The 26,086-nt window shown below is 31.0% G+C and carries 26 protein-coding genes; 11 read left to right on the forward strand and 15 right to left on the reverse strand.

From position 1 onward, the window contains the following. The first annotated feature begins 50 nt into the window (after positions 1 to 50). On the forward strand, positions 51 to 392 hold the full coding sequence (locus ELQ05_RS07595; RefSeq protein ID WP_044794551.1) for a cupin domain-containing protein: 342 nt from the start codon (positions 51 to 53) through the stop codon (positions 390 to 392). 22 nt (positions 393 to 414) lie between these two features. Here the strand turns inward: ELQ05_RS07595 and ELQ05_RS07600 are convergent, their stop codons facing one another. The 15 genes from ELQ05_RS07600 to ELQ05_RS07670 all read right to left on the reverse strand — a co-directional run bounded on the left by ELQ05_RS07600 (position 415) and on the right by ELQ05_RS07670 (position 15,985). Then, the gene (locus tag ELQ05_RS07600; protein ID WP_070316510.1) at positions 415 to 1,581 is read right to left on the reverse strand and encodes a pyridoxal phosphate-dependent aminotransferase; all 1,167 of its coding nucleotides are present in this window, start codon (positions 1,579 to 1,581) and stop codon (positions 415 to 417) included. Positions 1,582 to 1,752: 171 nt separating this feature from the next. After that, positions 1,753 to 2,391 carry a serine O-acetyltransferase gene (gene cysE, locus ELQ05_RS07605; RefSeq protein ID WP_002860746.1) on the reverse strand — a complete coding sequence of 213 codons (639 nt, stop codon included), beginning with the start codon at positions 2,389 to 2,391 and terminating at the stop codon, positions 1,753 to 1,755. Then, positions 2,392 to 4,227, reverse strand: coding sequence for a biosynthetic arginine decarboxylase (gene speA / locus ELQ05_RS07610; protein WP_088303697.1), 1,836 nt, complete (start codon positions 4,225 to 4,227; stop codon positions 2,392 to 2,394). Next, complete coding sequence (gene hisS, locus ELQ05_RS07615) at positions 4,224 to 5,450, reverse strand: histidine--tRNA ligase (protein WP_052825565.1); 1,227 nt, start codon at positions 5,448 to 5,450, stop codon at positions 4,224 to 4,226. The genes speA and hisS overlap by 4 nt, the downstream gene beginning before the upstream one ends. Continuing rightward, entirely contained in the window at positions 5,447 to 6,025 is a 579-nt protein-coding gene (tmk, locus tag ELQ05_RS07620) for a dTMP kinase (protein ID WP_070316508.1), read from the reverse strand. Before tmk ends, hisS begins: the two co-directional genes overlap by 4 nt. Next, a complete protein-coding gene (gene coaD / locus ELQ05_RS07625) occupies positions 6,016 to 6,492 on the reverse strand; it encodes a pantetheine-phosphate adenylyltransferase (protein WP_002852633.1) in 477 nt (158 codons plus the stop codon). Before coaD ends, tmk begins: the two co-directional genes overlap by 10 nt. Before the next feature lie 39 nt (positions 6,493 to 6,531). Beyond that, positions 6,532 to 7,095 (reverse strand): UbiX family flavin prenyltransferase, encoded by a 564-nt coding sequence (locus tag ELQ05_RS07630; RefSeq protein WP_052825567.1) that lies wholly within the window; start codon positions 7,093 to 7,095, stop codon positions 6,532 to 6,534. Beyond that, positions 7,092 to 7,754, reverse strand: a complete 663-nt coding sequence (gene flgA, locus ELQ05_RS07635; protein ID WP_002852578.1) for a flagellar basal body P-ring formation chaperone FlgA — start codon at positions 7,752 to 7,754, stop codon at positions 7,092 to 7,094. Before flgA ends, ELQ05_RS07630 begins: the two co-directional genes overlap by 4 nt. A gap of 83 nt (positions 7,755 to 7,837) precedes the next feature. Continuing rightward, positions 7,838 to 8,614, reverse strand: coding sequence for a MetQ/NlpA family ABC transporter substrate-binding protein (locus ELQ05_RS07640; protein ID WP_096702889.1), 777 nt, complete (start codon positions 8,612 to 8,614; stop codon positions 7,838 to 7,840). Positions 8,615 to 8,623: 9 nt separating this feature from the next. Next, positions 8,624 to 9,394 (reverse strand): MetQ/NlpA family ABC transporter substrate-binding protein, encoded by a 771-nt coding sequence (locus ELQ05_RS07645; RefSeq protein WP_134240059.1) that lies wholly within the window; start codon positions 9,392 to 9,394, stop codon positions 8,624 to 8,626. Between the two features lie 48 nt (positions 9,395 to 9,442). Next, a complete protein-coding gene (locus tag ELQ05_RS07650; RefSeq protein ID WP_070316504.1) occupies positions 9,443 to 10,216 on the reverse strand; it encodes a MetQ/NlpA family ABC transporter substrate-binding protein in 774 nt (257 codons plus the stop codon). Between the two features lie 191 nt (positions 10,217 to 10,407). Beyond that, positions 10,408 to 11,319, reverse strand: coding sequence for a methionine ABC transporter permease (locus tag ELQ05_RS07655; RefSeq protein WP_002861419.1), 912 nt, complete (start codon positions 11,317 to 11,319; stop codon positions 10,408 to 10,410). Beyond that, complete coding sequence (locus tag ELQ05_RS07660) at positions 11,316 to 12,326, reverse strand: methionine ABC transporter ATP-binding protein (RefSeq protein WP_070316502.1); 1,011 nt, start codon at positions 12,324 to 12,326, stop codon at positions 11,316 to 11,318. The genes ELQ05_RS07655 and ELQ05_RS07660 overlap by 4 nt, the downstream gene beginning before the upstream one ends. 4 nt (positions 12,327 to 12,330) lie before the next feature. Then, positions 12,331 to 14,943, reverse strand: a complete 2,613-nt coding sequence (locus ELQ05_RS07665) for a valine--tRNA ligase (protein ID WP_088303691.1) — start codon at positions 14,941 to 14,943, stop codon at positions 12,331 to 12,333. A gap of 22 nt (positions 14,944 to 14,965) precedes the next feature. Continuing rightward, complete coding sequence (locus ELQ05_RS07670) at positions 14,966 to 15,985, reverse strand: hypothetical protein (protein ID WP_070277349.1); 1,020 nt, start codon at positions 15,983 to 15,985, stop codon at positions 14,966 to 14,968. 128 nt (positions 15,986 to 16,113) lie between these two features. On the opposite strand from ELQ05_RS07670, the gene ELQ05_RS07675 reads away from it, so the two are divergent. The 10 genes from ELQ05_RS07675 to tatA2 all read left to right on the forward strand — a co-directional run bounded on the left by ELQ05_RS07675 (position 16,114) and on the right by tatA2 (position 26,069). Beyond that, entirely contained in the window at positions 16,114 to 18,144 is a 2,031-nt protein-coding gene (locus ELQ05_RS07675) for an ATP-dependent helicase (protein ID WP_070316500.1), read from the forward strand. 47 nt (positions 18,145 to 18,191) lie between these two features. Continuing rightward, positions 18,192 to 18,932, forward strand: a complete 741-nt coding sequence (gene peb2, locus ELQ05_RS07680; protein WP_134240060.1) for an AcfC family adhesin PEB2 — start codon at positions 18,192 to 18,194, stop codon at positions 18,930 to 18,932. Between the two features lie 97 nt (positions 18,933 to 19,029). Next, entirely contained in the window at positions 19,030 to 19,557 is a 528-nt protein-coding gene (gene tpx / locus ELQ05_RS07685; RefSeq protein WP_002856712.1) for a thiol peroxidase, read from the forward strand. 246 nt (positions 19,558 to 19,803) lie between these two features. Further along, on the forward strand, positions 19,804 to 22,578 hold the full coding sequence (gene napA / locus ELQ05_RS07690) for a periplasmic nitrate reductase subunit alpha (protein ID WP_002861425.1): 2,775 nt from the start codon (positions 19,804 to 19,806) through the stop codon (positions 22,576 to 22,578). Positions 22,579 to 22,595: 17 nt separating this feature from the next. Continuing rightward, positions 22,596 to 23,336 (forward strand): ferredoxin-type protein NapG, encoded by a 741-nt coding sequence (gene napG / locus ELQ05_RS07695; protein ID WP_002866909.1) that lies wholly within the window; start codon positions 22,596 to 22,598, stop codon positions 23,334 to 23,336. Continuing rightward, a complete protein-coding gene (gene napH, locus ELQ05_RS07700) occupies positions 23,333 to 24,115 on the forward strand; it encodes a quinol dehydrogenase ferredoxin subunit NapH (RefSeq protein WP_010891886.1) in 783 nt (260 codons plus the stop codon). The genes napG and napH overlap by 4 nt, the downstream gene beginning before the upstream one ends. Then, positions 24,112 to 24,636: a nitrate reductase cytochrome c-type subunit gene (locus tag ELQ05_RS07705; RefSeq protein ID WP_010891887.1), complete on the forward strand. Its 525-nt coding sequence runs from the start codon at positions 24,112 to 24,114 to the stop codon at positions 24,634 to 24,636. The genes napH and ELQ05_RS07705 overlap by 4 nt, the downstream gene beginning before the upstream one ends. A 4-nt stretch (positions 24,637 to 24,640) precedes the next feature. Continuing rightward, the gene (locus ELQ05_RS07710) at positions 24,641 to 25,555 is read left to right on the forward strand and encodes a WD40 repeat domain-containing protein (protein WP_096702883.1); all 915 of its coding nucleotides are present in this window, start codon (positions 24,641 to 24,643) and stop codon (positions 25,553 to 25,555) included. Further along, the gene (locus tag ELQ05_RS07715; protein WP_002852435.1) at positions 25,548 to 25,886 is read left to right on the forward strand and encodes a chaperone NapD; all 339 of its coding nucleotides are present in this window, start codon (positions 25,548 to 25,550) and stop codon (positions 25,884 to 25,886) included. The genes ELQ05_RS07710 and ELQ05_RS07715 overlap by 8 nt, the downstream gene beginning before the upstream one ends. Before the next feature lie 9 nt (positions 25,887 to 25,895). After that, on the forward strand, positions 25,896 to 26,069 hold the full coding sequence (tatA2, locus tag ELQ05_RS07720) for a Sec-independent protein translocase subunit TatA2 (protein ID WP_002852615.1): 174 nt from the start codon (positions 25,896 to 25,898) through the stop codon (positions 26,067 to 26,069). The last annotated feature ends 17 nt before the right edge of the window (positions 26,070 to 26,086 follow it).

Here is a 26,086-nt window from a genome sequence, read left to right on the forward strand (position 1 = left end):
TTATATTTTGGTTTTTGTTATAGTTTTATAAAACTAAAAAAGGAGATTTTGTGAAAATCATTCAATGGAATAGGGCGGAATTTAGCCCAAAAGAAGTGAAAATCAATGTTTTAATTGACAATGAAAAAGGTAAAGAAATTCAAATTTTATTAGCTAAAGATAGTGTGATGAAAGAGCATAAAGCTCCTTTTGCTATACATATTCAAGTTTTAAGCGGTAAAATTTGGTTTGAAGTGGAAAAGGAAAAATTTGAATTAAATGCTTTAGATATGATAAGCCTAGAGGCAAATGTAGCGCATTCTTTAGGTGGATTAGAAAATTCTATAATAAGATTGAGTTTAAATAAATCAGATAGTATTCAAAGAGTAAATGCTGTGCTTAAAAAGCCTTAAAGTAATTTTAAGGCTTTAGGGCTTAATAAGAAGCAATGAAATTTGCTATTCTTTCTAAACCTTTTTTGATAAGCTCATCGCTTGTGGCATAAGAAAGCCTAAAATATCCATCCATTCCAAAACCTATACCTGGAACAACGGCAACTTTTTCTTGTTCAAGCAATTTTTGGCAAAATTTCATAGAATCTTTTTCTATTTTTTGTATATTTACAAAAAGATAAAAAGCACCTTCTGGTTTATAAACACTGATATTTGGGATTTGTTTAAGCATATCTAAGGCTAAGTTACGGCGTTTTTCAAAGGCTTGACGCATTTTTTCTATATCTTTATCACATTCTCCATTTAAAGCAGGAATGGCCGCATGTTGAGTAATGGAGCAAATATTTGAAGTGCTTTGTCCTTGAAGTCTTTTAACGGCCGAAATTAGGGCTTTATTTTTGCTTGCCATATAGCCAAAACGCCATCCTGGCATAGCTCCACATTTGCTAAGTCCGTTAATGGTCGTAGTGCGTTTTAAAGCATCTTCGCTTACACTTGCAAAAGCTACAAAATCAAAACCATCATAGCGAAGTTTTTCATACATTTCATCACTTAAAACAGTGATTTGCGTTCCTTCTAAAACTTTAGCAATTTGAGTTAATTCTTCTTTGGAATAAATCGATCCCACAGGATTTGAAGGAGAATTTAACATCAAAACCTTGGTTTTAGCTGTGATAGCTTTTTTTAATTGTTCAGCGGTAATTTTAAAGCCATTTTCTTCTAAGCCTTCTACAAATACAGGTTTTCCACCTGCAAATTTTACCATTTCAGGATAGCTTACCCAGTAAGGACTAGGGATAATCACTTCATCATCTTTTTCTACTAAACATTCTATACATTCAAAAAGAGAGTGTTTTGCGCCTACATTGGTGATAATTTCGCTTGTTTCATAATCAAGATTATTATCTTTTTTAAATTTGATTTGAATAGCTTTTAATACTTCAGGAATTCCCGCAACGGCAGTGTATTTTCCACATCCTTTTTCAATAGCACTTATAGCGGCATTTTTGATAGTTTGTGGTGTGTCAAAATCAGGTTCGCCTGCTGAAAAACTAATGATATCTTCGCCTTTGGCTTTAAGTTCATTGGCAAGTGCAGTGATGGCTAAAGTGATAGATTCTTCTAAAACTTGAGATCTTTTTGTAAGCATTTTTCAATCCTTAATAATTTTTGTTTAATTTTAGCAGAAAATTGCATTTTTACAATAAATTTAATTTAAAAATGAGTTATAAATTTCAATAAATGTGAAAATTTGTATTAATTTTTAGGAAAAATTAATACGCATAATAATATGTATAATTTTATGTATTATAAAAAATTATTATTTTTGTGATTCAGGTTGTTTTAATATAAGATTTTCAAGTTCTAAAATTTTCTTTTCTAACTTTTCTAGTTTGTCATCGCAATTTGCATCTATGGCTCTAATGTTTTTATTTTTACGCTCTTCGATAATATAAGCAGGAATTCCAACGGCAGTTAAATTTGCGCCTACATCTTTAACCACTACAGCATTTGAGCCTATTTTGGCATTTTCTCCTATGGTGATATTGCCAAGTACTTTTGCGCCTGAGCCTATGATCACTCCTTTTTTTATGGTTGGATGGCGTTTAGTACCTTTTTCTAGGCTTGTTCCACCTAAAGTAACGCCTTGATAAATTAAAACATCATCTTCTATGATCGCTGTTTGACCTATAACTACTCCATTGGCATGATCTATAAAAATACGTCTTCCAAGTTCTGCTCCAGGGTGTAAATCTACCCCAGTTAAGAATTGTGAAATTCCACTAATCATTCTTGCAATACGTTTAAAATTTCTTATATAAAAAAAATGTGCAAAGCGGTAATTTACTACAGCCCACACTCCAGGGTAATTAAAAAAAAGTTCTATACAAGAATTAAAAGCTGGATCTTGTGCCTTTGGCTGAGAAAAATCTTCTTTTATAATACCCCAAAAATTCATCTAAACTCCTATGCTTTTTAAATAACCATTATCATTTAAGAAAAGATAAAGTTCCCCTAAAATATGCTTTTTTTGCTTGTCATTTACAAGCTTAGAATTACTTATGCGTTCATTAAGTATATCCATGATAGCGTGTATATCATAGTCTAAATCTTCTAAGGCATCAAGTATGGATTGTGCTTCTATAACCCCCTCAACTTCATAGCCTTTTTCATTGATACTTATAATAGCTTCAGTAGGATGAGTAAAAAGATTGTGTTTCATTCCAAGTACTTCTTGATAGGCACCTACAAGAAAAAACCCTAGAAAATAATTTTCTTTTTCTACATCTACATCGTGTAAAAATAAAGGTTTATCTTTAGAGTATGAAATTTCTCCATCACTATCGCAGGTTATATCCCAAATACTTGCACTTCGAGTCGGTTCTTCATCTAAGCGATCAAGTGGCATAATGGGGAAATTTTGTTCTAAGCCCCAAAAATCGGGTATGCTTTGAAAGAGTGAAAAATTTACCAAATACCTTTCTTGTACTTCATCTTGTATAGCAAGCAAATCCGCAGGATTTTGCTTATCACCTAAAAGCAAGATGGCTTTTTTTGTAATCAAATGAGTTAAAATTTCAGCATTGGAACGATCTTGTAAATCCACATAGCCCAAATCAAAAAGAGTTAAAATACTCTCTAAATGATCTATGCTATCATGCAAGTATTCTAAAGCATTGGAAGGTTTTATGCTTTTATAAAGATCGTAAAGCTCATCGATAAGTTTTGGATTTTGTTTTTTAAGTATGAGTTTGTTTTCTGCGTATTCTTGAGAAAAAAGTTCTAATACAGGAGCAATTAAAACAGCGTGATTAGCTGCTACAAAACGTCCACTTTCTATGAAAATATCAGGCTCTAAATCTTTTTTTTGTTCAGCTATATTTTTTAGGATAAAAACTACATCGTTAGCGTATTCTCTTAAGGTATAATTTCTACTTTTTTCATTTTTAAATTGTGAGTATTCCACAGCTAAACCGCCACCAAGATTGATAGCTTTTAGATTTTTAGCTCCCATTTTTCTAAGTTCTGTGTAAATATTTCCTGCTTCATTTAAGGCTTTTTTCAAGGGATGAATTTCGGTAATTTGTGAGCCTAGATGAAAGTGAATCATGGTAAATTGTTCTAAAAGTTTGTTTTCTTTGAGTAAATTTACCGCTTCTATGAGTTCAGTGGATGTAAGTCCAAATTTAGAATTAATCCCACCACTTTTTGCCCAAATTCCAACTCCAGCAGAATGCAAACGCACGCGTAAGCCTATATTTGGTTTAGGTTTAAAGCGTTCTTTGGCTATGTCTATGATAGCTTCAAGTTCATTAAGTCCTTCTATGGTTAAAGTGATATTATGTCCCATTTCAGCTGCGATAAAGCCTATATTGATAAGTTCTCTATCTTTAAAGCCGTTTACTGTAATAGGTGCGCCTTCATTATTATAAGCCATAGCGAGTAAAAGCTCTGCCTTAGAACCTGCTTCAAGTCCGTAGTTATAGTCTTTTCCAAGCTTTACAAGATTTTTTACAAAACCAGGGTATTGATTGACCTTTAAAGGATAAACAGCGTTAAATCCTCCTTTATAGCCAAATTCTTTTCTTGCTTTATTGAAATTTCCGTAAATATTTTCAATTTGTTTTTGAATAAGATGAGGAAATCTTAAAAGTAAAGGCCCCTTGTATCCATCATCTCTTAATTCTTTAACTATATCAATAATAGCAGGTTTTTTCTCATGATTGATACAAACTTTACCATTTTTGATAATAAAATTTTCATTTCCCCAAATATCAATACCATAATCCATCATAAAACCTTCTTTAAGTCTGAAATTTTAATCATTTTTTCTTCTTTTTTTGCTAAATTTTTATAAAACAAACTTTCATTTTGTGCTTCATTTTCTCCCATACAAAGAAAAATTTCAGCATTATTTTTATCCGCGTTTTCGAGATGTTTAGCTAGTTTTCTTGCCTCATAGCTTAAAAACACTTTATATTCTTTTCTTAAATTTGTAGCGATATGCAAAAGTTTTTGGATATAAATTTCATCCATAGCGCAAAGATAAATTCCTTCTCTTTGAACCTTTTCTTCTTTTTGTTCTAAAATGGCTATAATTCTTTCTATACCCATGGCAAAACCTACGCCAAAACCACTTTTTCCATCAAGGTATTCAATGAGTCTATCATATCTTCCGCCCCCAGCAATAGCAGCTTTTGCACCAATTTCATCGCTAATGAATTCAAAAGCCGTTTTAGAGTAGTAATCAAGCCCTCTAACAAGTTTAGAATCTACTTCAAAATCCACTCCATTTTCTTTTAAAACGCTTTGTAAAATTTCAAAATCTTTTTGACAAGATGAGCATAAATTTTGATTTAAAAGTGGAGCATCGTTAAGTAAGCTTTGGCAATGCTCATTTTTACAGTCTAAAACACGAATGGGATTTAAGTTTTTTCTACGCAAACAATCCTCGCAAAAACCTTTTTTGCTATCTAAAAAATGTATTAAATTTTCACGATATTTTGGCATACATTCTAAACAACCTAAAGAGTTAATCAGTAGTTTAAATTTAATATCTAAGCGTGAAAAAATTTCTACTAACATTAAAATAATACTTGCATCTTCATAAACGCTTGCGTTTCCAAAACTTTCAACGCCAAATTGATGAAATTCTCTTAAGCGTCCTTTTTGGGGTCTTTCATAGCGGAACATAGAGCCATGATAAAACCATCTTTTCACACTAGTGTTTTTATCGAGTTTTTTTTCTATATAGGCACGCACTACCCCAGCAGTTCCTTCAGGACGCATGCAAACATGATTTTCGCCTTTATCGATAAATTCATACATTTCTTTACCTACTATATCAGAACTTTCTCCTACGCTTCTTTTAAAAAGGGTGCAAAGTTCTAAATGCGGTGTATTGATAAAAGTAAAGCCATAGTTTTTAGCTACTTCTTCGCAGGTTTTAATCACTTTTTCATAATAATATGCATCTTTATCTAATAAATCTTTCATTCCTTTTAAAGCGTTAATCATTGTAAAAATTCCTTTATTTGTTGGTGTAATTTTTCTTTACTTTCTTTTGCGTCAAGTGTTAAAATTTCTACAGAAATTTTTTCTTTTAAAAAATGAAGCACTTTTTCGAGTTTATCTTGCACACTTAAAAAATACTCAATGCCACGTTTTTCTATGCTATCTAGTTCTTTTTGACTGAGGCGTTCTTGGATAAGGCTTGCATCTCCTTTTAAAAAGATAATTTTTTGTGGAAAAAAATCTTCTAAAGCAAAACTATTTAAAGCAAAAAGTAAATCGTTTTCAAAATCTTTGGCATAAGCCATGCCTGAAATAAAACTTCTATCGCTAATAATGAGTTTGTTTTGATTGGTTTTTAAGATTTCTTCAAAATGTTGAGCACGATCAGCTAAAAAAAGCAAGAGTTCAGCTCTTTTGCTAATAGGATGAGTTTTATTAAGTAAAATTTCTCTTAAATGTTTTCCAAGTTCTGTTCCGCCAGGTTCGAGTGTAAAAATGGCGTCTTTGTAAATTTCTTTTAAAAGTGAAATTTGCGTACTTTTTCCTACGCAGTCAATACCTTCAAAAACTACATACAAGATTGATCCTTTAAAAAAGGTAGAATTTCTTTTGGAACAAGAGAACTTACATCGCCCCCATGTGCTACTATAGAGCGAACAATAGAACTTGAAATAAAAGCATGTTTTAGACTTGGCATAAGATAAATGGTTTCCATATCTTCCCAAAGTGCGTGATTTGCATAGCCAATTTGCAATTCGTATTCAAAATCACTCACCGCTCTAAGTCCACGGATTATAGTATTAACTTTTAATTCTTTGGCTAAATCTACAAGCAAATTATCAAAAGCAATGATTTTAACATTTTTTAAATTTTGTGTTGCGAGCAGGGCTAGTTCTTTGCGTTTTTCTAAATCATAGCAAGGTTTTTTATGTTCACTTTTTGCTATGGCAACGATGACTTCATCAAAAATTTTTAAAGCCCGTTTTATAACATCTAAATGCCCGTTGGTAATAGGATCAAAAGTCCCAGGATATAAACAAGTCATTTTTGCTCCAATTTTTTTTAAAAATATAACAAATTTAAACTAAAAATTTTGCCATTTTTCGTATAAATTGTGTTTTATTTCTAAAAGATCTAACCATTTACCTACGATAAAATTTTCCATTTGCTCTAGATTGTTTGCTCTAGAATAACTTGCAATAATAGGAGGTGCGATGATAGCTCCCATTTGGCTAAGTTTTAACATATGTTCTAAATTTAAAGTAGAAAAAGGCATTTCGCGTACACCTAAGATGAGTTTTTTTCTTTCTTTTAAGGCTACTGCTGCAGCACGCATTAAAAGAGTATCTGCAAAACCAGCGTGAATTTTTGCTAAACTTGAAATCGAACAAGGAGCAATGATAGTTTTTTCTATTCCAAAAGATCCACTTGCTACACTTAGACTTAAATTTTTATCATCTAAAAAATGAGTGTATTTAAAATTTTCTTGACAAATTTCTTCTAAATTTGCTCGATTTTCAGCTTTGAAGCTAAGTTTAGCACCTTGGGTTAAAATGCAATAAAGTTCGCATTGATTTTCTAAATTTTTTAATAATTTTAAGCCTAAATTGACACTGCTTGAACCAGAAATTCCTAATAAAACCTTCATTGTATAATCATCCTATTTTTACCCACTACGATGCCTTGCATAACTTTACCTTCTTTGTTTTTTGCACGAATCCTTTCGCCCATATTTGCACTTTGCAAAGCCACAAGTTCGATTAAAACATCAACATTTGCTTCGCTTAAAACCCCGATTATAGGATCATTTCGGCGTATTAAAGCTGTGGTTTTAAACATATTTGCTCTTAAAATGGCGTTTTTGTTAATATTGCTTTTAGCTACAAGATTATCCACATCATCTAAGGTTAAGGCATTTAAAGGAACTTTATCAAAATCAATCAATACGCTTTTATAGTCAAAAGCTCCAAGTTTATCTCCTCTTTTTATAGCGCGTTCGCTTTTTAAAACTTCTAAATTTGCTTGAATGAAATATCTAAAAAATACATTTTTTTGTATATTTTGCGGAGTTTTAAATTCAGCCCTTAAAAAGCCTTGTGCTTGATTAAAACGCCCATTAGCGATTCTTAGAAATTCATATTGATCAAAATCTTTAGGCAGTGATGTTATTTTTAAATCAATTTGAGAAATTATAATTTTAGGGAAATTATTTCTAAATTCTTTAGCTAGTGCTGTTTTGATTTCTTCTAAACTAGCTGCTTGGATATAATTTATCACAATAAAAAAAGTTAAAAAAATAATTTTCATTTTTATCCTAAGAATTATAATGCAATAAATAGTATTTTAGCTTTTATAAGTTTAACAAAGCCTTTAGAAGGCTTTGTATAGAGTTAAAAAGTAGGGATAACAGAGCCTTTGTATTTTTCTATGATGAAATTTTTAATTTTATCGCTTGTTAAAATTTCTTTAATAACAAGACTTTTTTGACTTGTTTCTTCACCTTTTCTTGTAGCTAAAACAATAGCATATAAACTATCTTTATCTTCCATAAAAATACCATCTTTTAAAGGGTTTAAACCTGCTCCAAGAGCATAGTTTGTGGTAATAATAGCCAAATCAGTATCATTTAGGGCTCTTGGAAGTTGTGCGGCTTTAAGCTCTATAAATTTAAGATTTTTTGGATTTTTATTTATGTCAATAGGGGTTTTAAGGGTGTTTTGACTTTTAAATTCTATTAAATTTGCTTTAGCTAGTAAATCAAGGGCTCTGCTTTCATTGGTAGCATCATTAGGTATAGCGATTTTAGCACCATTAGGAATATCTTTTATATCTTTTATGGAATTAGAATATATAGCCATAGGAACTAAAACAATAGCATCTAAAGAACTTAAATTTGTTCCTTTGTGGGTATTAAAATCATCTAAAAAAGGTTTATGCTGATATAAATTTGCATCTAAATCTTTTTCATTTAAAGCGATGTTAGGTATATTATAGTCATTAAATTCCTTAATTATTAACTTCCAACCTTTTTCTTGAAATAAGGGTTTGGAGAAATTTAAAATTTCAGCATAAGGCGTTGGTGTTGCACCTATGATTATGGTTTTATCTGCTCCAAAACCAAGGCTAATTGTAAATAAAACACTTAAAAATATTTTTTTAATATTCATGCTATACTCCTAAAAAGCTGGGATTAATATATCTTTATAATGTTCATTAATGATGGCTTTAAATTTATCGCTTCTTAAAATTTCATCAATTACTTTGGTTTTTTCGCTATCTTTATCTTCTGAGCGTACCACAACATAATTTACATAAGGGCTATTTTTATCTTCTCTAAAAATAGTATCTTTACTTGGATTCAAACCGGCTCCAAGTGCGAAATTAGAATTAATTATAGCAATATCAACATCATCTAAAGCTCTTGGAAGTTGTGCGGCTTTAAGCTCTATAAATTTAAGTTTTTTTGGATTTTTGTTTATGTCCAATGGGGTTTTTAGAGTATTTTTGTTAAGCTCTATTAATTTTACTTTCTCTAAAAGCTCTAAAGCTCTACTTTCATTGGTGGCATCATTAGGTATAGCAACTCTAGCACCTTCTTTAAGATTTTCTAAATTTTTGATTTTTTTACTATAAACTCCTACTGGAGCTATAAGTACAGGCGTCGTTGCAATTAAATTTGAACCTTTCTTTAGGTTGTATTCTTCTAAAAAAGGTTTGTGTTGATATAAATTTGCATCAAGTTCTTTTTCCTCTAATGCACGATTGGGCAAAATATAGTCTGAAAATTCTACTATTTTAAGCTCATACCCTTTGTTTTTAAAATCATCTTTCATTAGTTCTAGTAAGCTACCAAAAGGATTTGGAGTGGCTCCTATAGTAATGTTTTGTGCAAATAGACTAGATAAATTTAGAATGCAAGCGAGTATAATAATTTTAAATAAATTCATAAAAACTCCTTTGTATTTAAGAAAAAAGTCCCTAGGTAAGGGACAAAATTAAAAAGCAGGTAAAACAGATCCGTTGTATTTTTCTATGATAAATTGTTTGATTTTATCACTTTGTAGAGCTTGGGTTAAGGCTTTGATTTTTGGATCGTTTTCATGTCCCACTCTTATAACAAGAATGTTTGCATACGGACTTTCTTTATCTTCGATAAATACGCTATCTTTTGCAGGATTTAGATTTGCAGAGAGAGCGTAGTTGGAATTAATTACAGCAAAATCAACATCATCTAAAGCTCTTGGAAGTTGTGCGGGCTTTAATTCTACAAATTTAATTTTTTTAGGATTGTCTATAATATCAAGAGGTGTTTTTAAAGCCTTATCTTTAAATTTTGCCAAACCTTTTTTTGCAATAATATCTAAAGCTCTACTTTCATTGGTTGGATCATTTGGAATGGCGATTTTAACCCCTTCTTTAATATCATCTAGACTTTTGTATTTTTTGGAGTAAACAGCCATAGGTTCTATGTGTATGGCAGCTACTTTGATAAGTTTGGTGCCTTTGTTTTTATTAAATTCTTCCAAATAAGGAGTATGTTGGAAAAAATTTGCATCGGCTTCTCCGTTATCAACAGCTAGATTAGGTAAAACATAATCCGTAAATTCTTTGATTTCAAGTTTATAGCCTTGTTTTTCTAAATCAGGTTTTACTTGCTCTAGGATTTCAGCATGAGGGACGGGAGTTGCTGCAACTGTGATGGTTTCTAATGCATTTGCATTAAGACTTAATGTTAAAATACTTGCTATAAATAAAGATTTGATTTTCATTTTTTTCCTTTTTAGTCATTTTGTGCTTGCTTTAATCTTAATAAATTCACTCTGACTATCAGGAAGAAGCATATAAAAACTTGTTGATAGTCAGATTAGCACATCTGATACATCATTCTATTTCCTTTAATTTTTTGTTTAAATTCTACTTAAAAAAACTTATATTTATCTTAAAAGGAGATATAATCTCCTTATTTTTTGAAACCTTTATAAAGCAAACTTCCTAAAAATAAGATAAAAACAATTACTTGCCAAAAGAAATTTTCATCATTGTTTATATTGATGACTATGCTAACTCCAAGTAAAATCAATAGAGTGGCAATAATATATGTAGTTTTACTATTTTTAGCCCAAGTATAAAATAAATTACCTAGAATTTGAACTAACTGAACTAATATAAGTAAAATAACTACAGTTTGAATCATAACTTCTTTGTTAAATCTTTCATAACCATAGCGAATAGCTACATCTCCTAATCCTCCACCACCGACAGTTCCAGCAAGAGCAGAAAAACCAATGGTAAAGATCAAAGTTAGGGTAATTCCGCTAATTATAGCAGGAAGGGCTTCACTAAAGATAACCTTGAAGATAATTTGAATATTGCTAGCACCATAACTTTTTGCTGCTTCTATGATTCCTTTGTCTATTTCTTTAAAAGCACTTTCAAGCATCTTCGCCAAATAAGGAGCTATTCCGATAGCTAAAGGAACTATGGCAGCATTTGTACCTATGCTTGTGCCTACTATGATTTTAGAAAGTGGTAAAAGAACAACTATAAGAATTAAAAATGGAAAGGCGCGCAGTATATTTGTAATAAAATCTAAAATGCTATAAGCGATTTTATTTTCTTTAATTCCATTTTTATCCCAAATAGCAAGTAAAATTCCAGGAATAATAGCCAATAAAAATCCAAATAGTACAGCCATTAAACTCATATAAATTGTTTCATTAAGTGCAGGTTTTAAAATGTTTTCATAATTTTCACTGAAACTTGTGATAGAACTTAAACTCACTTCTTTAATATCCTGCCAAGAAAATTCATTAAAAAATTGAGAAATTCTACTAAAAAAAGCACTGATGATAGAGATGTTTTCTTCATTCATGATGCCACCTCCCATAATACTCCACTTTTTTCTATGTAATCAAGAACCTTGTCTTTATCCTTTTCATTTATATTTATAACTAAATTTCCCAAGGCTTTTCCATTAAGTTTTTCTATTTTACCCCAAACTATGTTAAAGTCTATATTTAGAGTTCTTGCCATATGAGTGATGACACTATTTTGGGCAACTTCTTTTGGAAAGTAAAGTTTGATATTAAGTCCGTGCTCAGGCAAGAAGTCGCTTTCTCCTAAAAATTCTTTCATTTTGGCATTAGGCCTTAAAAAAAGCTCATCAATTGCTCCACTTCCTATGATTTGTCCATGTTCAAGTAATAAAGCTTTTTGAGCTATGTCTTTTACTACATCCATTTCGTGAGTTACTAAAACAACAGTAATCCCAAATTCAGCATTGATTTTAGATATAAGCTCTAAAATATTTTTTGTAGTGTTTGGATCAAGAGCCGAAGTAGCTTCATCACTAAGTAAAATTTTTGGGTTTAAAGCTAAGGCTCTAGCAATAGCAACGCGTTGTTTTTGCCCCCCGCTCAGTTCTCTTGGATAGGATTTATTTTTATGATCAAGCCCTACGATTTCAAGTAAGGAATTGACTTTTTGGGCAATTTCTTTTTCGCTCATGTATTCTTTATTAAAAAGCTTGGCATGAAATTTACACTGAGTATAGTGTGTTCTTAAAGGCATAGCAACATTTTCAAATACATTTTTGCGCTCCATTAGGGCAAAATTTTGAAAAATCATCCCTATATCTTTTCTAAGCACTCTCAGCTCTTTTGATTTTTTTTGACTTAAATCTTTAATTTCTTGATCAAAGACTTTTAAGCTTCCTTCTTGATAATTCTCAAGTCCATTAATACATCTTAAAAGAGTGGATTTTCCAGCTCCACTATGACCTACTATGGCGTAAATTTCGCCCTTTTTAATCTCCAAAGAAACATCGTTTATCACGAGTTCTTTGTCATAATATTTTTTTAAATTTTTTATTTTTATCAAATTTTTAACCTCTTAGATTTTGAAGTTCAACTGATATTTTTTCAAGTTGAATTTTTAAATTTTCTAGAGCTTCTTTATTTTGCTCCACCACCTCTTTAGGTGCGTTAGCAATGAATTTTTCATTTGAAAGCATGGAGTTAAGCTTGAAGCTTTCTTTTTCAAGCTTATTTTTTTGATTTTCAAGTCTTGTTAAAATACCACTTAAATCAACATTTTCAAGCGTAATGAAAATTTCTAAATTCTCGCTAACATCACATATTGCCTTTGGTAATTTTTCTTCACTAAATTCTATTTGCTCGCACTTTGCGAGCATCATGATAAAATTCATATAAGCTTTGATTTCATTTTTGATTTTTTTATCGTTAAATTTGATATAAGCTTTTTCTATTTTAGAATTTCCAAGATCGATTAAGCTTTTAGCACGACGGATGCCAACTATGCTTTCTATGAGTAAAGAAAAGATTTTTTCTATATTTTTATCTTGTTCTTTAAATTTTGGATATTTGCTTATCATAATAGAAGGGCTTGTTTTAAGTTCTGTATCACTTAGTTTGTGGTATAAATACTCGCTGATAAAAGGCATGAAAGGATTTAAAAGTTTTAAAGCTTCTTTGAAAATACTACCAAGTTCTTTAACGCTTGATTTTTCGGCTTTACTAAGTTCTATACCCCAATCGCAAAAATCATCCCAAAAGAATTTATATAGGGTATTAGCTGCATCATTAAAGCGATAATTGTCTAAATTTTCTCTTACATCTTTAACACAAGTTTGAAATTTGGCATAGATATATTTTGCTAATTCTGAATGAAGTGTAATATTTTCTAAATCTTCAAATTTACTTTCATTTAAAAGCAGATAATTTGTAGCATTATAAATTTTATTTGTAAAATTTCTAACTTGCAAAAGTTTATCATTACTAAGTTTAATATCGCGTCCTTGTATAGCAAGAAGTGCTAAAGTAAAGCGTAAAATATCAGCACTATATTCTTTAATGCTTTCATTTGGATCGATAACATTTCCAAGGCTTTTGCTCATCTTTCTACCTTGTTCATCTTTTACGAGAGCGTGTAAATAAATATCTTTAAAAGGAAGTTGATGTAAGGCATTAGTGCTTTGAAACATCATTCTAGCCACCCAGAAAAATAAAATATCAAAACCTGTAATGAGTAAAGAATTGGGATAAAAATCTTTTAAATCCTTTTCAGACCAAATTTTATCTTTACCCCAATTTTCATTCCCCCAACCTAAAGTACTCATAGCCCAAAGCCCCGAAGAAAACCAAGTATCAAGCACATCTTCATCTTGTTTGAAATTTTGACTTTGGCATTTCGGACAAGTTTTAGGCGTATGTTGGCTTGCCCATTCATGAGAGCATTCACAATAATACACAGGAATTTGATGTCCCCACCAAAGTTGTCTTGAAATACACCAATCTCTTAAATCTTTCATCCAGGCATTAAAGCTATTTATCCAGTGATTTGGGTAAAATTTACTTTCTCCAAGCGCAACTTTTTCTATACTTTCTTGGGCGATTTCTTTTTTTACAAACCATTGTTTGGAGATATAAGGTTCAACTATATTGTTGCAACGATAACAATATCCTACTTGATTGTTATACTCTTCTATTTTTTCTATAAAACCAAGACTTTCAAGTTTGGTTACGATTTTTTCTCTTGCTTCTAAGCGTTCTAAACCTTGAAACTCTAAACAATGTTCGTTTAAAATTCCTTTTTCATTAAAAACACTTATAAATTCTAAATTATGCTTAAGTCCTACTTCATAATCATTCATGTCATGTGCGGGAGTAACTTTTACAACTCCTGTTCCAAATTCTTTTTCTACATGTTCATCAGCTATGATTTTAATGGCTTTTTTGCTTATAGGCAAAATCACTTCTTTACCCACAAATTTAGTATAGCGTTCATCATCAGGATGTACCATAACTGCAGTATCGCCAAAAAAAGTTTCAGGACGCGTTGTGGCTACTACTAAAAATTCATCGCTATCTTTTAAAAAGTATTTAATATGATAAAGTTTTCCTTTGTTTTCTTTGTATTCAACTTCTATATCACTTAAAGCGCCATCGTGAGTACACCAATTTATCATGTAGTTTCCACGTACAATAAGTCTTTTATCATAAAGTTCCACAAAGGCTTTTTTTACGGCATTAACCAAACCTTCATCCATAGTAAAACGCAAGCGACTCCATGCAGGAGTGATGCCTAGTGTTCTCATTTGGTCTAAAATTTTTCCACCGCTTTGCTCTTTCCACTCCCAGACTTTTTCTATAAATTTCTCTCTACCTAGTTCTTCTTTTTTAATGCCTTGAGCAAGGAGTTGTTTTTCTACAACATTTTGAGTGGCAATACCTGCGTGATCAAGTCCTGGTTGATAAAGAACCTTATAACCGTCCATTCTTTTATAACGCGTCATAATATCTTGCAGAGTAAAAGTTAAAGCATGTCCTATGTGTAAAACTCCAGTGACATTAGGAGGAGGCATCATAATGCAGAAATTTTTATCTTTTTCTTGTATGGTTTTATTGCCATCGATCTCAAAATATCCGCGTTCCTCGCAAATTTGATAATACTCTTTTTCTAAATTTTTATCATACATTATTTGCCTTTATTGTTTTAGCTTATTTAATAGAGCTAATTTCTATAATTTCACAAAACGGGAAGAAATATTGTGCTGTATTAAGTCCAGTTTTCAAACTTTTGATATGTTTAGAAAAATCACTTCCTTTGCCATCTTTTTTAATTTGAAGTTTAAGTCTTTCTAAAATTTCTTCACGTGCTACATGTTCATTTAATTCTTTTGGATTGTTTAAATATGGGCTTAATCTATCTAAACTAATATATTTATAAGCTTTTTTCATATCTGAAAAGATAATTTCTTTGTTATAGATAGTTAATTTCATTTCCCCTTTTGGTAGCATTTTAACAAAAATACTTAGATAATAATCTTTTGCATTATCTTGTATAACACTTAGCATATCTTTTAACAGATTGATTCTGTATTGGCTTAAAAATTTTCCATCTAAAACATAAACTTTCATATTTTCTGTGCTAAGTTCAGGTTCTAAACGACTGTTTTTTCCTATGCTTAGATACTCTCTAGCGGTATTTAGATATTTATTTTTGTTTGATTTGTTTGATTGAAGTTCTTTTTTTACAGCTCTTTCTCTTTCTAAGATCTTTTGTTGTTTGCTGATTTCTTTTTTAAGAGCTTCTATTTTGGCTTGTTTATTTTCTTGTTTTAATTTTTCTTTATCCGTATCTAAAATTTGCTTATTTTCATTTGTATTAATATTATTACTTGTATTGGTGTCATTATTTAAGCTTTGATTGTTTTCGCTTATTGATGTATTAAATGTATTGTTATTTAAGCTTTGATTTTCATCTAATGGGTTTGTTTCTTGCTTTTGGATGGTATTGTTATTAATATTTATATCTGATGAACTATTGTTGGTTTGGATCGAAGGTGAATAGGAATTATCGTAGTTATTGGTATACGATTTTTGTTCGGTGTAAGTGTTGGTATTTAAGGTGTAATTCTTTGGTTTTGAATATTCAAAAAGATAATAATATGTTCCACCTAATATCACAATAACAGCAATTAATATGCCAACAATAATAGAAAAAATTTTCAAATTCATTTGCTATCCCTTAAAAACAGAAAGTTAAATAATTTTAGCATTGTACTATAATCTAATATAAAGTAATTTTAAATTTTTATATTTTTAAGTAAATTTTTTTTATAATTTTAACTTTTATAAGGAAAATAATGCCACTTTCAAAATTAAATAATGAACAATATCTTGCTGCTACTGCTGATTTTGGACACAATCTTGTTATTGCAAGTGCAGGGACGGGAAAAACTTCTACTATTGTTGCAAGAATTTCTTATCTTTTAAGCAAGGGAGTGGCACCTCAAAAAATCATGCTTTTAACTTTCACAAACAAAGCCAGTAAAGAAATGATAGGGCGTTTAGGGAAATTTTTTGATAAAAATATTACCAGTAAAATACTTGCAGGAACTTTTCATAGTACGGCTTATACCTTACTTAGAAATGCGGATAAAAATATAGCCTTAAAGCAAGCAAGCGAGTTAAAAACTCTACTTAAAAGTGTCTATGAAAAAAGAACTTTTAGGCATTTAAGTGATATAAAACCTTATCAATCAAGTTATTTATATGATCTTTATTCTTTGTTTCAAAACAAAGCACACAATCAAGATTTTTATACTTGGTTTTGTCAAAACTACGAAGATCAAAGTATTTATGCTGAAATTTATGAAGATATTTTAAAAGAATATGATAATGAAAAAAAGCGTTTTAATTATGTAGATTTTAATGACTTACTTATCAATCTAAAAGAGCTTTTAAAAGAAGAAAAATATGAATTTGATGAAATTTTAGTAGATGAATATCAAGACACAAACACTTTGCAAAGTTCCTTAATAGAGGCTTTTCATAGTAAAAGTTTGTTTTGCGTAGGGGATTATGATCAAAGTATTTATGCTTTTAATGGAGCGGATATTAATATCATAGGTGGGTTTAAAGATCGTTTTAAAGATGCAAAAATTTTTTCTTTAAATAAAAACTACCGTTCATCGAGAAGTATTTTAGCTTTGGCTAATAAAGTGATTTTAAATAATGAAAGATTATATCCAAAAGAACTTATTGTTACAAGAAATGATGAGTTTAAAGCCCCATCTTTGCTTACTTTTGAAGAATTATTTGATCAGTATCAAAATATAGCCAAAATGATACTTACAAGCGGAGTAAGTTTGGAAGAAATTGCCGTGATTTTTCGCAACAACTCAAGTGCTGATGGGGTTGAAGTAGCTTTAAGGGAGCAGGGTATTGCAAGTGTGAGAAAGGGAAGTGGAAGTTTTTTTGAAAGTTTGGAAGTTAAAGCTTTTAGCTCCATGCTTGCGCTTGTGGTAAATCCTAAAGATATCATGGCTTTTATTCATTTGGTTCAATATACCAAAGGTGTGGGTGGAGTTTTAGCAAAAGAAATTTTTGACGCACTTTTAAAATTAGGGCATGGAAATTTAATAAAAGGTTTTTTAGATCCTGATAAAAATGTAAATTTGCAAAATCATCAAAAAAGAAATTATCAACTTGGGCTTTTTGCAGATTTGGAAGAATTAGCCAGCGAAACTCGTTTTAAATTTGAGAGTGAATTTGATGCACATCCTATTTTAAGACTTTCAAAAATCAATGATTTGTGCGCTAGAAATTTGGAAAAAATCTATCTTTTTTTAAAAAAAGCTATGGAAATAAAACATTCTTTGACTTTAGTCAATTTAATTTGTGAAAATTCTTTTTATAGAGAAATTTGCGAAGAACTTGCAACCAAAAGAGCGACAAATAAAGCAGGGCAGGTGGATTTATTAAGAAAGAGTGAAAATTTAGAAAAAATAGAAACAAAATTCAATGTTTTAAAAGAGCTTACAAAAAATTATAGCGATATTTACAAGTATTATAATTTTCTAACTTTAGGTGCAAGCGAAATGAGTAGTGGCAAAGGAGTTAATTTGCTTAGCGTGCATGCGAGTAAAGGCTTGGAATTTGATCTTGTTTTTGTGATTGATCTTGCGCAAGGTCGCTTTCCTAATCAAAAGCTTATGGGAATGGGTGGAAGCTTAGAAGAAGAAAGAAGACTTTTTTATGTTGCGGTAACTAGGGCAAAAAATATACTTTATTTAAGTTATGCTAAATATGATAAAAACAAAAAAACTTCTTTTGCTCCTTCTCGTTTTCTTATAGAAGCAGGGCTTTGCAAGGGAGAGTTAACTATAGATTGATAAAATTTCCTTTCAAGTAAGTTATATTATAAAGAAAGGTTTATTTTATGAAAAAAATATTAATTTTAAGTTTAGTAGCAGCAAGTTTTTTAAATGCTGAAATTTTAGTTTATGGTCCAGGTGGTCCTGCTCCTGTGCTAAAAGAGCTTGCTTTAAAATTTGAGGAAAAAACAAAAGAAAAGGTGATTGTAACCGCAGGTCCAACTCCAGCTTGGGTAGATAAAGCAAAAGAAAATGCAGATTTGATTTTTTCAGGCAATACTTCAATGATGGATGATTTTGCTAAAAAAATTCCAAGTTTAAGTTTGGAAAATTTAAGCGTTTTAAATGTGCGTCCATCAGGTATTATCGTGCGTCCAAATAATCCAAAAAATATTAAAAATTTTGAAGACATTTTAAAAGATGGCGTAAATGTTATGGTGGTTGATGGTGCAGGACAAGTTGGACTTTATGAAGATATGGCTTTAAAAAGTGCAAAAAGAGAAAATTTGGTAAAATTACGTAAAAATATAAAAATTTATGCTAAAAATTCCAAAGCTGCTGTAGATGAGTGGAATAACAATCCAAATATTGATGTTTTAATCATTTGGTCTCATTGGGCAAAGGCTTTAGGCGATGATAAAGCTTTATTTATCAAAGATAAAAATGCAGTGATTTATCGTGCAGCTGAAATAGCTCCTACAAAAAAAGGTTTAGAAAATAAAAAAGCTTTAGAATTTGTAGATTTTATTAAGAGTAAGGAAGCTCAAAAAGTGTGGAAAAAATATACTTGGAAAGAAATAAAATAATTTTCAGTGAAATTAAAAATAATTAATATTTATAGGATATAATTACTCCTAAAACATTAATTGTAATAATGTTTAAAATATCAAAAAAGGAAATTAAATGAGTACAGTAAATTTTAAAGGAAATCCTGTAAAACTTAAAGGAAATTCAGTAGAAGTTGGAGCAGATGCTCCTAAGGTAAATCTTAAAGCTAAAGATTTAAGCGTGATTGAAATCGGTGCAGCGGGTAAAACTCAAATCATTTTAAGTGTTCCAAGCTTAGATACACCAGTTTGTGCTACAGAGGCTAGAGAATTTAATAAAAAAGTAGCCAGTTACAATGGTGCTGAAGTGATTGTAGTAAGTATGGATTTACCTTTTGCTATGGGAAGATTTTGCAGTACAGAAGGTATTGAAAATTTAAGTGTTGCAAGTGATTTTGTGGCAAAAGAATTTGGTGAAAAATATGGTGTTTTGATAAATGAAGGTGCTTTAGAAGGGCTTTTAGCTCGTGCTGTATTTGTGATTAAAGAGGGTAAAGTGGCATATAAAGAACTTGTAAATGAAATCACAGAAATGCCAGATATTGCAAAACTTGATGCATTTTTTGGTGGTTCTAGCTGCTGCGGTGGTTGTGGTTGCCATTAATTTTGATTAAGCCCATTCTTAGGGCTTAATTTTTACATCTTCATTTTTTTATTATTTTAAGTTGATTATATTTTAATTGTTAAGTTGATTATTTTTAATATTTATTTTGTGTAAGAAAAATATAAAAAGGACAATAAAACTCCTATAAAATAGAGCTTTAAAATTATTATTTTTATTAAAATTTCAAGAGATTTTTATACTCCATTTTTTATAATAAGATGATTTTTTTATTTTGGAGGAATAAGGATGAATAGAAGGGATTTTATTAAAAATACCGCTATTGCAAGTGCTGCTAGTGTTGCAGGACTTAGTGTTCCAAGCTCTATGCTTGGCGCACAAGAAGAAGATTGGAAATGGGATAAGGCTGTTTGTAGATTTTGTGGAACTGGCTGTGGAATTATGATAGCCAGAAAAGATGGCAAAATCGTAGCAACAAAAGGTGATCCTGCAGCACCCGTAAATCGCGGACTTAATTGTATCAAAGGTTATTTTAATGCTAAGATCATGTATGGTGAAGATCGTCTTGTTATGCCTTTACTTCGCATGAATGAAAAAGGCGAATTTGATAAAAAAGGCAAATTTCAACAAGTTTCTTGGCAAAGAGCCTTTGATGAAATGGAAAAACAATTTAAAAAAGCCTACAATGAACTCGGCGTTACAGGTATAGGGATTTTTGGTAGTGGGCAATACACCATCCAAGAAGGTTATGCTGCTTTAAAACTTGCAAAAGCGGGCTTTAGAACAAATAATATCGATCCAAATGCAAGACATTGTATGGCCTCTGCAGTGGTTGGTTTTATGCAAACTTTTGGTGTAGATGAGCCATCAGGCTGTTATGATGATATAGAGCTTACAGATACTATTATCACTTGGGGAGCTAATATGGCTGAAATGCACCCAATCCTTTGGTCAAGAGTAAGCGATAGAAAACTAAGCAATCTTGATAAGGTTAAAGTTGTTAATCTAAGCACTTTTTCTAACCGTACTTCAAATATTGCTGATATTGAAATTATTTTTAAACCAAATACAGATTTGGCTATTTGGAACTACATAGCAAGAGAGATTGTTTATAATCATCCAGAGGCTATGGATATGAAATTTATCAAAGATCACTGCGTATTTGCAACTGGTTATGCTGATATTGGTTATGGTATGAGAAATAATCCAAATCATCCAAAATTTAAAGAAAGTGAAAAAGATACAGTTGAAAAAGAAAATGTAATCACTCTAGACGATGAAGAGGCTACTTCTTTATCTTATCTTGGCGTTAAAGCGGGTGATAAATTTGAAATGAAACATCAAGGTGTGGCTGATAAAAACTGGGAAATTTCTTTTGAAGAATTTAAAAAAGGTTTAGCCCCTTATACTTTGGAATACACTGCAAAAGTAGCCAAAGGTGATGATAATGAGTCTTTGGAAGATTTTAAGAAAAAACTTCAAGAATTAGCTAATCTTTACATAGAGAAAAATCGCAAAGTCGTAAGTTTTTGGACTATGGGCTTTAATCAACACACAAGAGGTTCTTGGGTAAATGAACAAGCTTATATGGTGCATTTTTTACTAGGAAAGCAAGCTAAACCAGGTAGTGGAGCCTTTTCTTTAACAGGACAGCCAAGTGCCTGTGGAACAGCTAGGGAAGTAGGAACTTTCTCGCATCGTTTGCCTGCAGATATGGTTGTAGCCAATCCAAAACACAGAGAAATTTCTGAAAAAATTTGGAAAGTTCCTGCAAAGACCATCAACCCAAAACCAGGCTCTCCTTATCTTAATATCATGAGAGATTTAGAAGATGGAAAAATTAAATTTGCATGGGTGCAAGTGAATAATCCATGGCAAAACACTGCAAATGCAAATCACTGGATCGCAGCAGCAAGAGAAATGGATAATTTTATTGTTGTAAGTGATTGTTATCCTGGAATTTCAGCAAAAGTAGCTGATCTTATTTTACCAAGTGCTATGATTTATGAAAAATGGGGTGCTTATGGTAATGCTGAAAGAAGAACTCAACATTGGAAACAACAAGTTTTACCTGTAGGTGCTGCCATGAGTGATACTTGGCAAATTTTAGAATTTGCAAAACGCTTTAAGCTTAAAGAAGTTTGGAAAGAGCAAAAAGTGGATAATAAGCTTACCTTGCCAAGTGTTTTAGAAGAGGCAAAAGCTATGGGTTATAGTGAAGATGATACACTTTTTGATGTGCTATTTGCCAATAAAGAAGCAAAAAGCTTTAATCCAAACGATGCTATCGCAAAAGGCTTTGATAATACTGATGTTAAAGGCGATGAGAGAAAAATTCAAGGCAGTGATGGAAAAGAATTTACAGGTTATGGCTTTTTCGTTCAAAAATACCTTTGGGAAGAATATCGTAAATTTGGCTTAGGACACGGACATGATTTAGCGGATTTTGATACCTATCATAAAGTAAGGGGTTTAAGATGGCCTGTGGTTAATGGCAAGGAAACACAATGGAGATTTAATACTAAATTTGATTATTATGCTAAAAAAGCGGCTCCAAATTCAGATTTTGCTTTTTATGGTGATTTTAACAAAATGCTTACAAATGGGGATTTAATAGCTCCTAAAGATGAAAAAGAGCACAGTATTAAAAATAAGGCTAAAATTTTCTTTAGGCCATTTATGAAAGCACCTGAAAGACCAAGTAAAGAGTATCCATTCTGGCTTGCAACAGGAAGGGTTTTAGAGCATTGGCATAGTGGAACTATGACTATGCGTGTGCCTGAGCTTTACCGCGCTGTGCCTGAAGCACTTTGCTATATGAGTGAGAAAGATGGAGAGAAATTAGGCTTAAATCAAGGTGATTTGGTTTGGGTGGAATCTCGTCGTGGTAAAGTAAAAGCAAGAGTAGATATGCGTGGAAGAAACAAACCGCCTGTAGGACTTGTATATGTGCCGTGGTTTGATGAGAATGTATATATCAATAAAGTTACTTTGGATGCGACTTGTCCGCTTTCAAAACAAACTGACTTTAAAAAATGTGCTGTAAAAATTTACAAGGCTTAATTTAGGGTTTTGATTAAATGAAAGGTAGAAGAGAATTTTTCGTTAGTGCCTTTAAGGCTGCATGTTTATGTACAGGAGGCGGATTTTTGGCTAATTTGGCTTTAAAAGCCGATGATAATTATGCTTTGCGTCCTCCTGGGGCTGAAGATGAAGCTAGGTTTTTAAGCAAATGTATTCGTTGTGGGCTTTGTGTAAAAGCCTGTCCTTATGATACTTTAAAGCTTGCTAGCTTGTTAGATAGTCCAAAAAATGGTACGCCTTTTTTTAAGGCAAGAGAAATTCCTTGTTATCTTTGTAAGGATATTCCTTGTATTAGAGAATGTCCAACCGATGCTTTAGATAAAAAGCATTTAGAACAGGGTATAGAATCTTTGAAAATGGGTATTGCTATTGTTGATAGTGCTTCTTGTGTGGCACACTGGGGAATTCAATGTGATGCTTGTTATAGAGCTTGTCCTTTGATAGATAGGGCTTTAAAACTTGAGCTTAAACGCAATGAACGCACCGCCAAGCATGCTTTTTTACTACCTAGCGTGGATCATGAAGTGTGTGTAGGTTGTGGGCTTTGTGAACTTGCTTGTATTACTGAAAAACCGGCCATTCGTGTTTTGCCAAGGGAGTATGTATTGGGAAAAGCAGGATCTCATTATGTAAAAGGCTGGGATGAAAAAGATGAAGGTCGTATAAAAAATGCAGATACTTCAAAACATTTTGATGCTAAAAAAGCAACCAATTATTTAAATGATGGAGAACTGTGATGAAGTATTTAATTGCTAGACGCATCGTTCAGCTTGGAATTTTAGCGCTTTTTAGTTTTAAAGCTACAGATTTTATCTTGCAGGGAAATTTAAGTTCTTCTAGACTTTTTAATACCATACCTTTAAGCGATCCTTTTGCGGTTTTGCAAATCATTTTAGCAAGCTGGAGTATAGATTTAATGGCTTTAATAGGAGCTTTGATTATATTTTTTATCTATGGTTTGCTTTTAGGAAGGGTTTTTTGCTCTTGGGTTTGTCCTGTTAATTTAATCACAGATTTTGCTGCTTTTGTGCGAAATAAATTAACCCTTAATAATAAATTTTTAATTTTGCCTAAAAATTTACGCTATTTTGTATTGGTCTTGGTTTTAGTCCTTTCTTTTGTATTTTCATTGCCCGTGTTTGAAAGTTTTTCTTATATAGGAATGATACATAGAGGGATTATTTTTGCTACAAGTTCTTGGATTTTTGTAGCCTTTATACTTTTTTGTATCGATACTTTTTTAAGCCCTAGGGCAATTTGTTCACACTTTTGTCCACTAGGAGCTTTTTATGCTTTTATTTCTCGTTTTGCTTTGCTTAAAATAAAGCATGATAGTGATAAATGCACTAAATGTTATGAATGTATCCGTATTTGTCCTGAAAAACAGGTTTTGTGGATGGTTGGAAAAGAAAGTACTAGCGTGAAATCAGGAGAGTGTATAAGGTGTGCAAGATGTATAGAAGTTTGTAATGATGATGCTTTGAATTTTAATATTTTTGATTTAAGGAATAAATAATGAAGAAGAAATTGGTTTTATTAGGAAGTGCTGCAGTGGTATTTTTTGCAGCTTGCGCAATGAATAGTGGGGTAAGTTCGGAACAAATTGGACTTAGAAAAGCAAGTTTAGAAAATGAAAATAAAGTAAATTTAGTGGAAGCAAATTTCACAACTTTACAACCTGGGGAATCTACTCGTTTTGAGCGTTCTTATGAAAATGCACCACCATTAATTCCGCATGCTATTGAAGATTTGTTACCTATAACTAAAGATAACAATATGTGTTTAAGCTGCCATGATAAGGCTATAGCAGCAGATGCTGGTGCAACTCCACTTCCTGCTAGTCATTATTATGATTTTAGACACAATAAAACCACAGGAGATATGATTAGCGACAGTCGTTTTAATTGTACTCAGTGTCATGTTCCACAAAGCGATGCAAAACCTTTAGTGGGAAATAGCTTTAAACCTGAATTTAAAAATGAACAATTAAAAAGTCGTTCAAATTTAATTGATGTGATTAATGAGGGTGTAAAGTAAATAAATGAAAAAATTTCTTTTTATTTTGAGTCTTTTTTGTGTTTTGTCTTATGCTTATGAGCTGAAATTAAATGCCAATATAACAGCTTTAAAGCTTGATAAGAAAAACTTATATATAGGCACTGATAAAGGTGAAATTTTACAATATAACATTAAAGATAAAAGTTTAAAAGAACTTTTATCTTTGCCAAAGATTAAAAATTATTATGGCGATGATTTTGCTAAAATTTACAACATTGATGTTTTTAAACATACACTTTTAATACTTAGCGAGGGTGATTTTGGTGCTAAAAATTTAAGTTTTTATAAGGAAAATTTACAAATCAAAAAGCTCGAAGAAAATAGCATAATAAAAGCATTTTTTATCAATGAAAATACTTATCTTTTGATTTCTATTGGTTCTGAAATAGAATTGATTGATAAAAGCTTAAAGAATATAAAAAAATTTAATTTTTCCCATTCTAGTCTTAATGATGCAGTTTTAAATGAAGATAAGAGTAGACTAGTTGCAGGTTTTGAGAGTGGCGAAGTAGAACTTTTTGATTTGAAAAATTGGAAGATGTTAAAAAACTATGATAAAATTCATAAAGATAATATCTATCAAGTAGATTTTAAAAATAATATTATTTTAAGTTGTGGAACGGATAGGCGTATAGGAGTTGTAAAAAATGAAGAGCAAAATTTTTTGCAAAAAGATTTTTTGATATATACTTGTGCTTTAAGTCCTAATGGAGAATTCGCTGTTTATAGCGATAATGAAGCTGGAGTTAGTGAAGTTTTTAGCACAAGTGATTTTAAGCCTGTTAAAACTTTTAATAATGAAAATTTGATGAGTGAGTTTATTATTTTTCTAAACAATAAAGATTTTATCGTTTCAGGCTTTGGTGATAGTATAATGTTTAGGAGTATTGATGAATAATCTTTCTAGTGTTTTGATTTTAGCAAAAGAAGAATATATAAATGATTTAAAAAAGGCTATATCTGAAATTCCTTTTTGTTCTGTAGAACTTTGTGAAAATGAAAAGATTATAGTTGTGATTGAAAGTGAAAATTTAGAAGATGAATTAAACTCTTATAAAATGCTTGAGAAATTGCCAAATATTATCAGTATTAATATGGTTTTTTCTTATCAAGATTTAAATGATGATATCCAAAAAGCAATCAATAGTGGCGCAATAGAAACGATAGAAAAAAATGAAAATGCTGAGAATGTTCGCTACTATGGTAGTGTATTTAATCAATTTTCTTAAAGTGTAAAGATGGTATTTTTAATCCCATTGCTTATTATAATTGGTGTTATTTTTGGAATTGATTATGTGTATTTTAAAAATCAAGATTTAAAAGTGCAAGTTAAAAAAGAACAAAAAGAATTAAATTCTAGTTTAGAGAAAGAAAAAAAAGAATATATAGAAAAATTGTTTAAAACAAAATAGACATTAAAAATCATTTT

This window comes from Campylobacter sp. US53 (assembly GCF_004378995.1).
GTDB classification, from domain to species: Bacteria; Campylobacterota; Campylobacteria; order Campylobacterales; family Campylobacteraceae; genus Campylobacter_D; species Campylobacter_D jejuni.

Excerpts from the sequence above, each read along its gene's own strand:
- peb2 (WP_134240060.1), top strand. The coding sequence starts at position 18,192 with ATGAAAAAAATATTAATTTTAAGTTTAGTAGCAGCAAGTTTTTTAAAT.
- ELQ05_RS07645 (WP_134240059.1), bottom strand. The coding sequence starts at position 9,394 with ATGAATTTATTTAAAATTATTATACTCGCTTGCATTCTAAATTTATCT.
- napA (WP_002861425.1), top strand. The coding sequence starts at position 19,804 with ATGAATAGAAGGGATTTTATTAAAAATACCGCTATTGCAAGTGCTGCT.
- ELQ05_RS07600 (WP_070316510.1), bottom strand. The coding sequence starts at position 1,581 with ATGCTTACAAAAAGATCTCAAGTTTTAGAAGAATCTATCACTTTAGCC.
- ELQ05_RS07650 (WP_070316504.1), bottom strand. The coding sequence starts at position 10,216 with ATGAAAATCAAATCTTTATTTATAGCAAGTATTTTAACATTAAGTCTT.
- speA (WP_088303697.1), bottom strand. The coding sequence starts at position 4,227 with ATGATGGATTATGGTATTGATATTTGGGGAAATGAAAATTTTATTATC.
- ELQ05_RS07670 (WP_070277349.1), bottom strand. The coding sequence starts at position 15,985 with ATGAATTTGAAAATTTTTTCTATTATTGTTGGCATATTAATTGCTGTT.
- tatA2 (WP_002852615.1), top strand. The coding sequence starts at position 25,896 with ATGGTATTTTTAATCCCATTGCTTATTATAATTGGTGTTATTTTTGGA.
- ELQ05_RS07665 (WP_088303691.1), bottom strand. The coding sequence starts at position 14,943 with ATGTATGATAAAAATTTAGAAAAAGAGTATTATCAAATTTGCGAGGAA.
- hisS (WP_052825565.1), bottom strand. The coding sequence starts at position 5,450 with ATGATTAACGCTTTAAAAGGAATGAAAGATTTATTAGATAAAGATGCA.
- ELQ05_RS07675 (WP_070316500.1), top strand. The coding sequence starts at position 16,114 with ATGCCACTTTCAAAATTAAATAATGAACAATATCTTGCTGCTACTGCT.
- napG (WP_002866909.1), top strand. The coding sequence starts at position 22,596 with ATGAAAGGTAGAAGAGAATTTTTCGTTAGTGCCTTTAAGGCTGCATGT.
- cysE (WP_002860746.1), bottom strand. The coding sequence starts at position 2,391 with ATGAATTTTTGGGGTATTATAAAAGAAGATTTTTCTCAGCCAAAGGCA.
- ELQ05_RS07640 (WP_096702889.1), bottom strand. The coding sequence starts at position 8,614 with ATGAATATTAAAAAAATATTTTTAAGTGTTTTATTTACAATTAGCCTT.
- ELQ05_RS07715 (WP_002852435.1), top strand. The coding sequence starts at position 25,548 with ATGAATAATCTTTCTAGTGTTTTGATTTTAGCAAAAGAAGAATATATA.
- flgA (WP_002852578.1), bottom strand. The coding sequence starts at position 7,754 with ATGAAAATTATTTTTTTAACTTTTTTTATTGTGATAAATTATATCCAA.
- coaD (WP_002852633.1), bottom strand. The coding sequence starts at position 6,492 with ATGACTTGTTTATATCCTGGGACTTTTGATCCTATTACCAACGGGCAT.
- ELQ05_RS07630 (WP_052825567.1), bottom strand. The coding sequence starts at position 7,095 with ATGAAGGTTTTATTAGGAATTTCTGGTTCAAGCAGTGTCAATTTAGGC.
- ELQ05_RS07710 (WP_096702883.1), top strand. The coding sequence starts at position 24,641 with ATGAAAAAATTTCTTTTTATTTTGAGTCTTTTTTGTGTTTTGTCTTAT.
- ELQ05_RS07655 (WP_002861419.1), bottom strand. The coding sequence starts at position 11,319 with ATGAATGAAGAAAACATCTCTATCATCAGTGCTTTTTTTAGTAGAATT.
- tpx (WP_002856712.1), top strand. The coding sequence starts at position 19,030 with ATGAGTACAGTAAATTTTAAAGGAAATCCTGTAAAACTTAAAGGAAAT.